Genomic DNA, 13709 nt, shown 5'->3' with positions numbered 1-13709 from the left:
TGATGCCGAAAACGCTCGGCCGGTGTTACCGAATTAGCTCACCAATGTCCGCAGCAGGCGGGCGCTGTGGCGGACCGAGAGGCCGGGAAGGTAGGCGCGGCTCAGCGCCCGGCCAATGGCAGGCAGCTGCAGGGGGTCCTGGTAGTAGAGGTAGAGCGTACGGTAGTCAGGTTTGAAGCGGGATTTGAAGGTGGCCAGGGAGCGGAAGCCATACACGGGTTCCAGTGCCCGCCCCACCACATCAAGGATCGCCGCCAGGCCCTCCGGCTCCCCGTCCTTCTCCCGCTTCGGGTCCGGGTCGGGCTCCCGGTCCGGGTCCGGATCCCGCTGCGCGGCGGACGCCGCCGCGTCAGCAGGCTCCTTGGCGAGGGGTGAGCCGGACAGGGAAATGACCCCAACCGAACTCCGCAGTTCGAGGACGGCGGAGGCAATCAGGAACTCCATGACGCCGGGGAACCCGTCCTCCCGCCGGCGCATGAAGTCGAGCGTCCAGCTGACCACGCTCCCGTCCTCAAATACCGGGAGCCAACTGGTCACGCCGTGCACCTTGCCCTCCCCGTCGACGGCGGCGCAGCACAGGACGTCGTCGTCCATCAGTTCGTCCATGCCACCGAGCGTGAAACCCATCTCCGGGACGGACTTCTGGGCGGCCCATTCCTCGGACACTTCAAGGAGCTGGGCGCGCAGTGCCGCGGGAAACCCGCTGTAGCGTCCCCACACAGCAGTGACCCCGGTTTTCCGGGCGCGGTTCAACGCTGTCCGGACGTTTTGCCATTCCTTGCCTTTGAACTCCAGCTCCCTGACGGCAAGCCGGGTCTCCTGTGCCACGGCCACCCGGCTGAACGCCCGCGATTGGAGCATCGGCCAAAGCCCGTCGGTGCAGGAATAGAAGCAAGGAACCAGGGCATGCTCCGCGCAATATTGCATGAATCCGGCGGCGGCCTCCTCCCGCAGTTCCGGGTCTCCGAACGGACCGCCCAGCGTCAGGGCGACGCTGCCATGCTGCTGGTAGGCCACACCGGCGTCGCGGGCGGGGGTGAACCAGTACTTATTGGGCTCCCACAAGGCCATCCAGGACAGTGAATCACCGCCCCTGCGCACCAGCCGGCGGGCCACGTCCCGCTCCTCAACACCGGCCCCGGCACCGTGATGCCGCCCGAGGAGTGCCACCCACACGCCGGCCAGGGCCACAGCCCAGAAAGCGATGCCTGAATAGGCAAACAGGAAGGCCTCAACCGAATTCCGGTCCTGGAAGATCCGGTTGTAAAGGCTGGGAATGGGCACCGGCAGATACTGGCGGGCGAGTTCGGCCGCGAGCCCGGACGGGCCGCCGTCGCGCTCTAATCCGCCGGCCGCCAGCCAGGCGATGGTGTATGTGCCGGCAAGCGCCATCCATGTTCCTGCCAGCACCCGGGCCAGGCGCCGCCTGTCCGCTGCCGAGGTTTCCACGCGGAACTGCCGGCGGTTGATCCACAGCAGCACCACCAGCAGCAGCGGAACCGCCACCAGCGGGAGCACATGGACGAACCCGGAACCCATCACAGCCGTGTGCGGCCGCGACGGGTAGTGCGGTATCCGCGCAAAGAGCGTGAGGTACACGGCGGACAACGCAATGACGGCCAGCTGGACGCCGAGGGTGATCCGCCAGGCGAGCCGGCGGCCCCGTCTGAGACCGTCGGCGCAGATCAGCAGGAGCAGCACGGGCACCACGGCCAGGGCAAGGCCCAGCGGTCCCGCGAACCCGGCACGTCCGATCTCCAGGCAGTCCACGTCCACAGTCCCGCCGCAGTTCTGCTCCAGTTGGCTGAGGGTGGGCAACGGGTTCAGGACCACGTCCCGCAGCAGCGCCAGCGGGCCGGTGGGACTCCGGACGGCAGCTGTCAGGATGGGTCCGACCGCGAAAATGCCCACGATCAGGGACAGGAGATTCCGCGTCTCGCGGCCGGTGGAGCGGTGCCGGTGGAGAGTCCCGTGGTCGCTCTGGATCCACCATCCGGCGGCCAGCCCGGCCAAGGCACCGAGGAACCCCACCACGGTCTCCGGATGCCCCACGTAGAGGAGAAGGAGCAGCGACGCCGACACGATGCCGGTGCGAAGGCGCCGCTGCCACAGGGCGGGCACGAGTCCGCTGGCCCCCAATGTCGCGGCAAGGACCGCGGCGTACGGCCCAATGAGCCGGGCGTCCACCATGAGCCCCATCCAGCCGTCGCCGGCGTAGCGGGCGAGCTGGGTGAAAAGCAGGAACAGCGAAACGGCAGCAAACTGTCCGCCGAAGAAGAACCCCGCCGTCCGCAGCGTGCCCAGCCTGCGCTCGGCGAGTCCCAGCAGCAGCAGGATCATGGACGCGGCGGTGAGGTAGGCCGCGGGGTTCGTGGCGAAGAAGAGCGATGTGAAAAGGGACCACCACTGCCCGCCTTTCAGGGCCGTCATGTTCACCGAGGCGACGTCGAGAAGGGCTTCCGGAGGACCGGACAGGAAACTGTTGGTGGCCGCGCCCGTTCCAAGGAACAGGCCAAGGACAACCAGGGTAAACGGCACCGCCTTGAAGTGGTCCCGCGTACGCCGGAGCGCCCGTAGGATGACAGCGGCCCACGTCACCCCGCTGTCGGCTGTGGAACCGTCCTTGGCCTCCGGCCGGCTTGCAACTCGCTCGTTGGTCACGGCAGGATTCCCCATCGCTCCGCCATGAAGTCCAGGGCTGCCGGAAGGCCCCTGGAAGCGGCTTCCCAGGAGTGACCTGTATTGGCCACCGGTTGGGCATGGACGGTGAAGCCTGCCTGGCGCGCGGCTGCGGAAAGTTCGTCCATGTAGGCCATGAACTCCGGATCCCTGGAACCGGCACCGAAGTACACGGCATGGCCCTCGAACCGGGTCTTCTGCATGATGTTCAGGGGAGTCTGTGCATCAAAGGCCGCCACGTCGCCGCCGAACGCCGCGTCAACCGTCTTGTGCCGCTCCTTGGCAAGCGCCGGTTCACGCTCGCTGGAGAAGGCGAGGACGGAAGCGTAGACGTCGGGATGGCGGGTGCCCATCTGCATGGCACACGTGGCTCCGAAGGAGAATCCGCCGGCCGCCCACTGCCGGTGGTCCGGATCAATGTCCAGGTTCTGTTCAATCCACTGCGGGACGTCACGGGACAGAAACGTGTCGGCCTGGGCGATGCGGCTGTCCATGCAGAGCGTGTTTGCCGACGCCGTGCCGTTGGGATCCACCACAACGACGACCGGCGCGACGCCGTCGTGCTCCGCTGCGAAACGGTCCATCCGGCTGCGCAGCGCCCCGCCGGTGAGCCAGTCCGATGGCCCGCCGGGCTGACCGGAGAAGAGGACAAGGACCGGAAGGGCAGGGCGGGGTGCGGCCTGGTAGGCGGGAGGAAGATAGATGTACGCCTCGCGGCTGCTGAAGCCCGACACGGGGCCGGGGATCACGGCCCTCCGCAGCACACCGCCCGCCGGCAATCCCTCCGGTGCCCGCCAGGCTGCCAAGGGGGTGGGGATCGCGGACGCGGGCTGGCGCTTCAATTCGGATTCGAGCGGCTGAATCCTTGCCACGGCCATGCCCATGACATCACTGACCGTATGGTTGAGGCCGAAGTAGGCATTGATCTGGACGGCGGCGAGCAGGAACACTCCCAGCATGGCAACTGTCACGGCAGCCCTCCCCCGCCACGCGCCGCGGCTCTTCGGAGGGGACGGCCGGCGGAGTTTCCAGAGCCGCAGCGCCCAGAGGAACAGGGCAAAGACCATTGCCACAAACCACGCGAGCACTTCGCGCGGGAGTACCTCGGGCAGGGTGGAAAACGCATAGATGAGCAGCCAGTGCACCCCGGCCACAACGCCGGCGGACAGGAGGAGGGCAGCGCCCGCGCTCAGGGCCCAGCGGCGTCCCCGGGCCCACAGCAGCCAGCCGAGCCCAACGGCTCCGGCTGCCCAGGCAATCCAGAGCACGGGTCCATCGGTGAGATGGATGTCAGCTATGAAATCCACCGGCGTTAGCGCCAGGTGCCAACACCGATGACCGGGCCGGCCTCCAGCCATGATGACAGTCCGGTGTAGGCGTCGAACTTCATGGCCAGCAGGACTTCCCGGCCCTCGTAGTGAAGTTCCACGATGACGGAATCGGGCTGCACCTTGACGAGTTCCGCTTCGGTGGGCTTGCGGCGCCCTACGAGTTCCAGCGAGCTGCGCCGGAAAGTGTATTTGGGACGGACACTGAGCGAGAGCAGCTTGAACCACTCCAGGTCGTTGTCCTGATAACGACAAACCCCCATCTGCCAGCTCTTTCCAGCCGTGCAAATGGAGGCGTCCACTGTGCCCAGGGCACGCCGCAGGTTAAAGCGGCGTACCCCGGACAGGCACAGTGCAAAAATCAGCAACGCAAGGGCAGTTGCCAACGCGATGAACGGAAAACCAGGATCGTTCATCAAGGTCGTGCTAGCGGATCCCCGCAGTAGCCGCGTCACCCATTTGGGCGTTGTCAGCAACAATGACGACCCTGTTGTTGTCGACGGAGAAGAATCCGCCGTCGACAACTACAGCAATGCGGTCACCGGAAACAGGCTCAATGGCCAGCTCACCTTCGGCCAGAATCGCCAGCAGGGGCGAGTGGCCGGGCAGGATTCCGATTTCACCATCGCTGGTGCGGGCCTTGACCATCTTGGCCGCTCCGGACCACACGAAGTGATCCGCTGCGACAATCTCAACCTCAAGCTCAGCCATATTACTTGGTCTGTTCCTGGATCTTGGCCCACTGGCGCTCAACGTCATCCAGGCCGCCGACGTTGAAGAACGCCTGCTCTGCAACGTGGTCAAGCTCGCCGTCGCAGATAGCGGTGAAGCCTTCGACCGTGTCCTTGATGGTAACGGTGGAGCCTTCGACGCCGGTGAACTGCTTGGCGGTGTAGGTGTTCTGGGAGAGGAACTGCTGGATGCGGCGTGCACGCGACACGACGATCTTGTCCTCTTCAGACAGTTCGTCAACACCGAGGATGGCGATGATGTCCTGGAGTTCCTTGTTCTTCTGCAGGATCTGCTTCACACGGACAGCCGTGTTGTAGTGGTCCTTGCCGATGTACTGGGGGTCCAGGATTCGGGAAGTCGACGTCAGCGGATCCACAGCCGGGTACAGACCACGGGAAGCGATTTCACGGGAAAGTTCCGTGGTCGCGTCGAGGTGTGCGAAGGTGGTGGCCGGTGCCGGGTCGGTGTAGTCATCCGCGGGAACGTAGATGGCCTGCATCGAGGTGATGGAGTGGCCCTTGGTGGACGTGATGCGCTCCTGGAGGAGGCCCATCTCGTCAGCAAGGTTCGGCTGGTAACCCACGGCGGAAGGCATGCGGCCGAGAAGGGTGGAGACCTCGGAACCTGCCTGCGTGAAGCGGAAGATGTTGTCGATGAAGAGCAGCACGTCCTGGTTCTGCACATCGCGGAAGTACTCCGCCATGGTCAGCGCGGACAGTGCAACGCGCAGACGCGTTCCCGGCGGCTCATCCATCTGGCCGAATACAAGGGCGGTGTCCTTGAGGACGCCTGCCTCTTCCATTTCAACCCAGAGGTCGTTACCTTCACGCGTACGCTCGCCGACGCCTGCGAACACCGAGGTGCCGCCGAAGTTGCGGGCAACACGGGTGATCATTTCCTGGATCAGCACGGTCTTGCCGACACCGGCGCCGCCGAACAGGCCGATCTTTCCACCCTTGATGTACGGGGTGAGGAGGTCGATCACCTTGATGCCGGTTTCCAGCATCTCGGTGGAGCCTTCGAGGGTCGCGAAGGCCGGGGCCTTGCGGTGGATGGCCCAGTGGTCCGAAGCCTGGATCTCGGATTCGTCAACATCCAGCGGCTTGCCGAGGACGTTGAAGATGTGGCCCTTGACGCCGTCGCCGACAGGCACGGTGATGGGCGAGCCGGTGTCCACTACGTTGGTGCCGCGGACGAGTCCGTCGGTGGCCTGCAGGGAGATGGCGCGAATGAGGTTGTCACCCAGGTGCAGGGCAACCTCGAACGTGATGGTCTTGGTCTCACCATTGAGAGTAATCTCCGTGGTGAGTGCGTTGTAAATCGAGGGGATTGCGTCAGCCGGGAATTCGACGTCGACAACCGGGCCAATAACACGTGCAATACGGCCGGTTGCACCGGACGTTGCGGCTACGTGTTCGGTAGCGGTGGCAGTCATCTCTCTCACTTCACTCAGTAGATGGCGTGGATGTTAAGTTTATCTTTGATGCAGGTACAGCTGGATCCGGAACCGTGCTGGCTAGGACGCGTTCAAGGCGTCGGCGCCGGCCACAATTTCGGAAAGCTCCTGCGTAATTTCAGCCTGGCGGGCAGTGTTGCGCAGACGCGTGTACTTCTTGATGAGGTCCGTGGCGTTGTCGCCGGCGGACTTCATCGCCCGCTGACGGGCTGCAAGCTCGGAAGCTGCTGCCTGCAACATTGCGGCGAAGATGCGTGATTCGATGTAGCGCGGCAGCAGGGCATCGAGAACCTGCTCCGCCTCCGGCTCGAATTCGTAGAGCGGCAGGAGGTCCGATTCGGACTGTGCCTGCTCTTCGACGACCTCGAGGGGAAGAAGACGGATGACCGTCGGTTCCTGCGTCACCATGGACTTGAAGCGGGTGTAGACAACGTGGATCTCGTCCACGCCTCCCTCTTCGTACGCGGTGGCAAAATCCTCCAGCAGTGCTGCGCCGATTTCCTGCGCGGTTGCAAACTCCGGCGCGTCCGTGTTGCCGGTCCACACCTGGGCGTAAGGACGGTTGCGGAAGTCGAAGTAAGCCTGGGCCTTGCGGCCGAGAACGTACGTCTTGACTTCCTTGCCTTCCTCGTGAAGCAGCTCGGTGAGGCCTTCCGCCTGCTTGAGCACGCTTGCCGAGTAGGAACCTGCGAGGCCACGGTCCGAGGTGATGACCAGGACAGCGGCGCGCCGGATCTGCTCGGGCTCGGTGACCAGCGGGTGGTCGATTTCGCTCTGGCTTGCGACAGCAGAAACGGCACGCGTAATCGCGTTTGCGTAAGGCAGTGAAGCCGCTACGCGTGCGCGGGCCTTGCCGATGCGCGAGGTAGCGATCAGTTCCATCGCCTTGAAGATCTTGCGCATCGACGTCGTCGAGCTGATCTTCTGGCGGTAGACCCGAATCTGGGCTCCCATACTTATCCTTTCCTAAGATCCCGGTGGCCGGGACTGCCGGAACCCGTCTGGGTCCCGGCAGTCCCTGCCAGCGAAACTAGCGCTTCTGCTTGACGATTTTTTCCTGGTCGACCTGCGCCTCGTCGATGGGGGCGTGTTCCTCATGCCCCGCACCAACCAGGAGGTTGTCGCCCTCGCCGAAGAAGCCCTTCTTGAAGGCCACGATCGAGGTCTTCAGTGCTTCCGCAGTGTCATCGTCCATGACGTTGGTCTGTGCCAGCGTCGTCAGGATGGAGGACTTGTGCTTCAGGTGCTCCAGGAACTCGGTCTCGAAGCGGTTGATGTCCTCAACCGGAACATCGTCCAAGTAGCCGTTGGTACCGGCCCAAATCGACACAACCTGGTTCTCAACCGGGAACGGCGAGTACTGGCCCTGCTTGAGCAGTTCCATCAGGCGTGCACCACGGGTCAGCTGCTGACGCGATGCGGCGTCGAGGTCCGACGCGAACATTGCGAATGCCTGCATGTCGCGGTACTGAGCCAGTTCCAGCTTCAAGGTACCGGAGACCTTCTTCATGGACTTGACCTGCGCTGCACCACCCACGCGGGATACCGAGACACCCACGTCGACGGCGGGACGCTGGTTGGCGTTGAAGAGGTCCGACTGCAGGAAGATCTGGCCATCGGTAATGGAGATCACGTTGGTCGGGATGTAGGCGGAGACGTCGTTCGCCTTGGTCTCGATGAGCGGCAGACCGGTCATCGAGCCGGCACCCAGCTCGTCGGAGAGCTTGGCACAACGCTCCAGCAGGCGGGAGTGCAAGTAGAAGACGTCGCCCGGGTAGGCTTCGCGTCCCGGCGGGCGGCGGAGCAGCAGCGACACTGCACGGTAGGCCTCAGCCTGCTTGGAGAGGTCATCAAACACGATGAGGACGTGCTTGCCGCCGTACATCCAGTGCTGGCCGATAGCCGAACCGGCGTAAGGGGCCAGGTACTTGAAGCCTGCGGGGTCGGACGCGGGGGAAGCCACGATGGTGGTGTATTCCAGTGCGCCGTTGTCCTCGAGCGTCTGGCGGACAGCCGCGATGGTGGACGCCTTCTGGCCGATGGCCACGTAGATGCAGCGCACCTGCTTGGTGACATCCCCGGAAGCCCAGTTGGCCTTCTGGTTGATGATCGTGTCGATGGCAATTGCCGACTTGCCGGTCTGGCGGTCACCAATGATCAGCTGACGCTGGCCGCGGCCGATCGGGATCATGGCGTCGATAGCCTTCAGACCGGTCTGCATCGGCTCGTGAACCGACTTACGCTGGGTCACGCCGGGCGCCTGGAGTTCCAGTGCACGGGTGGTTTCAGCCTTGATTTCACCGAGGTCGTCGATCGGCTGGCCCAGCGGGTCAACCACGCGGCCGAGGAAGGCGTCGCCGACCGGCACGGACAGAACCTGACCGGTGCGGTGGACTTCCTGGCCTTCTTCGACGCCGGTGAAGTCACCGAGGATGATGACACCGATTTCGCGGACGTCGAGGTTCTGGGCCAGGCCCAGCGTGCCGTCTTCGAAACGAAGCAACTCGTTCGCCATGACCGAGGGAAGGCCCTCAACACGGGCGATGCCGTCACCTGCGGTGGTCACACGGCCGACCTCTACGCGCTCTGCGTTTCCGGGTTCGTAGGACGCCGCGAACTCGTTCAACGCAATACGGACGTCGTCGGCGTTGATGGTCAATTCGGCCATCTGCAGTCCCTGCTCTCCTGTTTTCGTGATCATCGTTGTCACGATGACCGGGGTTTCTATCAGTTAAGTTGTGCTTGTCCGGTTAGCCGGCAAGCTGACGCTGGAGCTGGCCCAGGCGGGCGATGACAGAAGCGTCAACCACTTCGTCACCAACCTGGATCCGGATGCCACCGATCAGTGCCGGGTCAACGTTCATGTTGATCTTGAGCTCGCGCCCGTACAGGGCGTTCAGCCCTGCCTGCAGTCGGCTGGCCTGCGTCTCCGTCAGCGGACGGGTGATGCTGACCGTTGCGATCCAGCGCTGCTGGCGCTTGGCTGCAAGCTCTGCGAAACGGCGCACAAGGTTTGTCACCTTGAGGCCACGGGGCTGCGTAACTGCCTGTCCGATAAGGACTTTCGCTTCCTCGCTCGCATTGGGAACGAGCTTTTCGGCGAGGGCAATCTTGGCAGCCGGGCTCGCCTGCGGCTCGGACAGAGCACGCTGTACCTCGTGGCTGGAAATGACGGCCTGGTTGAAGGCGAACAGATCGTTCTCCAGCGCTTCCAGTCCGGTGACTCCTGAGGCAGAGACGGCCGACTTGTTCTCAGCAACGGCAATTACCACCGAAGCGGCAAGAGTCTCGAGTGCATCGCCGATATCCCGAGCCGACGCCCAGCGTGAACCGGCCAGTCCGCTCGCAATTTCCGCAGCATCAGTAGAGACTTTCCCACTGAAGAGCTGCTTGACCAGCGCCGACTTTTCGTCACCGCTGCGGGACGGGTCAGTCAGGGCGCGGCGCAAGCCAGCCGAGCTGTCCACCGTTCCCAGGATTCCGAAGAGTTCCTTAGCCAACTGCAGCGAAGCGAAGGGAAGCTTGGCTTCCAACGCCACCAGCGCCGCGGTCAGCGATTCGCTCGATACACCTGCCATTACTTAGCTGCACCTGCGTTCTGGTTCTCCAGATCTGCCAGGAAGCGGTCAACCACACGGGCTGCACGCGCGTCATCGCTGAGTGACTCGCCGACGATGCGGCTTGCCAGCGTGGTAGCCAGCGTGCCGACCTCCGAGCGCAGCGACACAACGGCCGCCTGGCGCTCGGATTCGATCTGCGCGTGGGCGTGGGCGGTGATGCGGGCAGACTCTGCAGCTGCCTTTTCCTTCAGGTCCGCCAGGATCTGGGCGCCTTCGGCACGGGCTTCCTCGCGGATGCGGTTGGCTTCGGCACGGGCGTCGGTGAGCTGCTGCTTGTACTCTTCGAGTGCGGCAGAAGCCTCTGCCTGGGCCTTTTCAGCCTTGGCGATGCCACCTTCGATAGCCTCGGCACGCTCTGCGAACGTCTTCTCGAACATCGGGACAACGAACTTGACCACGATGTAAAAGAGGACAGCAAAGCCGGCCAGGACTACGCCCATTTCCCATACGTTGGGAATGAGCGGATTAGTCGGCTCGGCGCCTTCGGTGGCGGCTGAGATGATCATCTGATTCATATTTCACCCGTCCTTATCTACTCGGTTCTGGATGTTCGATAGGTTCTAACGCTTAGGAAAGAACGAAAGCGAAGACCAGGCCGAGGATGGCGAGTGCTTCAGTCAGCGCAAGGCCGAGGAACGCGATCGGCTGCAGGACGCGCTGGGCTTCCGGCTGACGTGCCACACCATTGATGTAAGCCGCGAAGACGAGACCCACACCGATACCACCGCCGATAGCGGAGAGGCCGTAGCCGATGAGGTTGAGGGAGCCGTTGATGGAGCCTTCCATTTTTCTTCCTTTCAAGATGCCACCCGTGTGGCAGGTTGTTTGGGTTGCTTCATCCCCGCGAAGGGGAAGTTTGTGGGTGCCTAGTGGCTGTCCGCGTGCAGTGCGCCTTCAATGTAGATGGCAGTCAGCAGCGTGAAGACGTAAGCCTGCAGCGCCATGATCAGCGCTTCCAGCATGTACATGGCGATGGCGCCGGCGAGGACCAGTACGGAGGTGCCCTTGAGGAGGATGTTCTCCTGCATGACGAGGTACTCGATGCCGGATCCGGCAATCATCACGATGAGGTGTCCGGCCAGCATGGTGGCAAACAGACGGAGGCTGTGCGTGACGGGCCGAACCAGGAAGTTGGAGATGATCTCGATCGGAATGACGATCGGGAGGATGTACACCGGCACGCCCGAAGGAACGGTGGCCAGCTTGAAGTACTTGAGCCCGTTCTTCTTGACGCCGATGGCGATCCAGGTGAAGTAAACGATGCCTGCCAGGACATAGGCGCCGCCAACGTGTGAGAAGCTCGGAAGCTGGACCACCGGGATGGCGCCGTAGATGTTGTTCACCAGGATGAAGAAGAAGAGGCTGAACAACAGCGGGACGTACTTCATGAAGTCCTTGCCGCCAATGATGTCCTTGGCGATGCTGTTGCGGACGAAGCCGTAGGCGGCCTCACCTGCAAACTGCAGTTTGCCTGGAACAAGCTGCTGCTTCCGCGCAGCTAGCAGAAAGAATGTAGCGATAATGACGACCGACAGGATTACCAGCAGCATCTGCTTGGAGAATCCGTCTGCTACACCCCACGGCAGGATTGCCGGCAGGTGCATTTCGTCAATTCCAGGAGGATTGAACTCTCCTGAATCTTGGGCCGGGAGCGCAAGCGCGATCAACGCGTTTCCTCTCTGCAGTGTCCATCATTGGGCGTTGGTGAGGGTCCGGCGATCTTCATGACCGCCCTTCCCCATGTGAAATTGTTAGGCATTACTGTTCCTCGTCCTTGGACGGGCCGCTGGCTGCACTGTCTTCACCAGTTGACGTTCTGTTACTGGTGAGGCCGTGCATATGAGAAAGATAGAACCCTCCCGCAGCTCCAAGCAGAGCGCCTGCGAGCACAATCCAGCGGGTTCCCCACAGATAATCCAGACCCCACCCTATCAAACTCCAGACGATGATTCCGCCAATTATGTAGCTAAAGACGGCGATGCCGGCGTTGTATCCGCCGTCCCCGCCGTCCGAAGATACGCCGGGAGAACCGGACGTGGAATTGGGGATTTGCCGCACGTTTTTGCGCTTGGAATTACGGCTGCTCATCATGGCCGTCTTTCACAGGTTCGGGGTCGTTATAGATGCGGAAGCGGGCTTTGCTGAAACCGTAGATCTCGGCAGCCTGCCAGAACACGACGCAGGCAACGGCTCCAATCAGGAACCAGCGGTCGTGGAGCCAGTCGGGTGTGCCGATGACAAAGAGCACCACGGCAAAACCCACGACTTTGACGAAGTATGTGACGACAAAGACCCCGATGGCACCTGACGGATTGTTCCGGCCGACGAAATGGCCAACCAGGAGGCTGATCGCGAAGAAGGCCATGACCAGGAGGCCGCCGAAAGTGCTGGACAGCACTCCCCCGGCGCCGTTGAGGATGGCGGCCGGTATTCCCGCGAGGACAAGACCGGCCAGCCCGGCGCCGCTGCTCAGAATCAACAGCCGCAGCCACAGTGACTTCGTGGGGCCCGAGACACCAACGGGTCCGTTGCCGGAGCTAGGTCCGGGTTCGGCGTTGGAGGTCATGAGATCCCAATCGTCGTGTACTGCGCGCTGGCAAGGGTGGGTGCGGCGAATGGCCGCACTGGAATTCTACATGAGATAGAAATTATTCGGAAAAGCGACGTCAACGCTCATTCCTGCCCCGCTGCTTCGGCTTCGGCTTCGGCCTCTGCTTCCGACCGCGGACCGGGCTTCGGGGCCTTGTCGCGAAGGTACGGCCATGCGGTCACCACGGCCATAACGGCCGCCGCGGCCACATCCATGGCCAGCACCGTCTGCCACGGGAAGATGGCGAATGCCAGGCCACCGAACGCCAGGATGCACGTCCACATGTACATCAGGACGACGGCGGTCCGGTGGGAGTATCCGATGTCCATCAGTTTGTGATGGAGGTGCCCGCGGTCGGCGGACCAGGGCGAACGGCCCAGCGCCGTGCGGCGAACGACAGCCAGGCCAAGGTCCAGCAACGGCAGGAACAACACTGCGAACGGCAGGAGGATGGGGATGATGGTCGGTATACCGTTGGCGCGGTCATAGAGTCCGGAGGTGATCTGGCCGGTTGACACGATGCCTGCGGAGGCCAGGAGCAGGCCGATGAGCATGGCGCCGGAGTCGCCCATGAAGATCTTCGAGGGAAACCAGTTGTGCGGCAGGAAGCCCACGCAGCTGCCCACCACGACCGCGGTCAGGAGTGTCGCGAGGTCGGACTTGTCCAGCACGTCCGAGTTGCGGTGCACCCAGTAGGCCGTCAGGAAGAAGGCAGCGCCGCCGATGATGGCAACGCCGGCGGCCAGCCCGTCGAGCCCGTCGATGAAGTTGAAGGCGTTCATAGTGGTCACGATCAGACCGGCGGTGAGGACTATGCTCACAATCTCGTTCTCGAGGATGATCGGTTCCGGTACGAACGGGACAATGGCCATCCTGACGCCCCAGATGGCCACCACCATTGCTGCGGCGCTCTGGCCGATCAGCTTCACCCACCACCGCAGGTCCAACAAGTCGTCGGCGAGGCCCACTATGACGATCAGCGTCGCGCCGGCGAGGACCCCCCACGGGGAGGCGTTGCCGCGGTAGATGTCTTTGACGAAGAATGACTGGCTGGCAACACAGAGCGCCACCAGGAATCCTGCGTAAATGCCCAGGCCTCCCAGCCTGGAGACCTTGTGCGAGTGCGTGTCGCGGCTGCGGATCGGCGAAAACAGTTGAAGCCTGTTGCCAACCAGGCGTGCGCCCCAGGTTGCGCCATAGGACACCACGGCCGCAGTCAGCATCATGAGCAGGTACATGATCATGGGGACGCCACCTTCCCCGCGCCGTCAGCGGAACCGGCCCCGGGCAGCGTGTATCCCTGC

At 63.1% G+C, this 13709-nt stretch carries 14 protein-coding genes; all 14 read right to left on the bottom strand.

Going from position 1 to position 13709, the window contains the following annotated elements; all coding sequences use genetic code 11:
* Positions 1–33 precede the first annotated feature (33 nt).
* On the bottom strand, positions 34–2598 hold the full coding sequence (locus tag CXQ91_RS02650) for a bifunctional lysylphosphatidylglycerol flippase/synthetase MprF (protein WP_258073805.1): 2565 nt from the start codon (positions 2596–2598) through the stop codon (positions 34–36).
* Between the two features lie 59 nt (positions 2599–2657).
* Entirely contained in the window at positions 2658–3986 is a 1329-nt protein-coding gene (locus CXQ91_RS02645; protein ID WP_104172350.1) for an alpha/beta hydrolase family protein, read from the bottom strand.
* A gap of 5 nt (positions 3987–3991) precedes the next feature.
* On the bottom strand, positions 3992–4423 hold the full coding sequence (locus CXQ91_RS02640; RefSeq protein ID WP_104172349.1) for a DUF2550 domain-containing protein: 432 nt from the start codon (positions 4421–4423) through the stop codon (positions 3992–3994).
* A 10-nt stretch (positions 4424–4433) separates the two neighbouring features.
* Positions 4434–4718, bottom strand: coding sequence for a F0F1 ATP synthase subunit epsilon (locus CXQ91_RS02635; protein ID WP_104172348.1), 285 nt, complete (start codon positions 4716–4718; stop codon positions 4434–4436).
* 1 nt (position 4719) lies between these two features.
* Positions 4720–6174, bottom strand: a complete 1455-nt coding sequence (gene atpD, locus CXQ91_RS02630) for a F0F1 ATP synthase subunit beta (RefSeq protein WP_104172347.1) — start codon at positions 6172–6174, stop codon at positions 4720–4722.
* An 81-nt stretch (positions 6175–6255) separates the two neighbouring features.
* Positions 6256–7149, bottom strand: coding sequence for a F0F1 ATP synthase subunit gamma (locus CXQ91_RS02625; RefSeq protein ID WP_104172346.1), 894 nt, complete (start codon positions 7147–7149; stop codon positions 6256–6258).
* A 76-nt stretch (positions 7150–7225) separates the two neighbouring features.
* A complete protein-coding gene (atpA, locus tag CXQ91_RS02620; RefSeq protein ID WP_104172345.1) occupies positions 7226–8863 on the bottom strand; it encodes a F0F1 ATP synthase subunit alpha in 1638 nt (545 codons plus the stop codon).
* A gap of 82 nt (positions 8864–8945) precedes the next feature.
* A complete protein-coding gene (locus CXQ91_RS02615; protein WP_104172344.1) occupies positions 8946–9773 on the bottom strand; it encodes a F0F1 ATP synthase subunit delta in 828 nt (275 codons plus the stop codon).
* Positions 9773–10330: a F0F1 ATP synthase subunit B gene (locus CXQ91_RS02610; protein WP_104172343.1), complete on the bottom strand. Its 558-nt coding sequence runs from the start codon at positions 10328–10330 to the stop codon at positions 9773–9775. Before CXQ91_RS02610 ends, CXQ91_RS02615 begins: the two co-directional genes overlap by 1 nt.
* Before the next feature lie 52 nt (positions 10331–10382).
* Positions 10383–10601, bottom strand: coding sequence for an ATP synthase F0 subunit C (gene atpE / locus CXQ91_RS02605; RefSeq protein WP_011692451.1), 219 nt, complete (start codon positions 10599–10601; stop codon positions 10383–10385).
* Between the two features lie 80 nt (positions 10602–10681).
* Positions 10682–11482: a F0F1 ATP synthase subunit A gene (gene atpB / locus CXQ91_RS02600; protein ID WP_104172342.1), complete on the bottom strand. Its 801-nt coding sequence runs from the start codon at positions 11480–11482 to the stop codon at positions 10682–10684.
* A 91-nt stretch (positions 11483–11573) separates the two neighbouring features.
* The gene (locus CXQ91_RS02595; protein ID WP_104172421.1) at positions 11574–11903 is read right to left on the bottom strand and encodes a hypothetical protein; all 330 of its coding nucleotides are present in this window, start codon (positions 11901–11903) and stop codon (positions 11574–11576) included.
* Complete coding sequence (locus CXQ91_RS02590) at positions 11890–12381, bottom strand: hypothetical protein (RefSeq protein ID WP_104172341.1); 492 nt, start codon at positions 12379–12381, stop codon at positions 11890–11892. The genes CXQ91_RS02595 and CXQ91_RS02590 overlap by 14 nt, the downstream gene beginning before the upstream one ends.
* A gap of 107 nt (positions 12382–12488) precedes the next feature.
* Positions 12489–13649 carry an MraY family glycosyltransferase gene (locus CXQ91_RS02585; RefSeq protein ID WP_104172340.1) on the bottom strand — a complete coding sequence of 387 codons (1161 nt, stop codon included), beginning with the start codon at positions 13647–13649 and terminating at the stop codon, positions 12489–12491.
* Between the last annotated feature and the right edge of the window lie 60 nt (positions 13650–13709).

The sequence above is a fragment of the Arthrobacter sp. Y81 genome (genome assembly GCF_002929335.1).
Lineage (GTDB): Bacteria > Actinomycetota > Actinomycetes > Actinomycetales > Micrococcaceae > Arthrobacter.
This window is presented reverse-complemented; position numbering and strand designations above follow the sequence as displayed.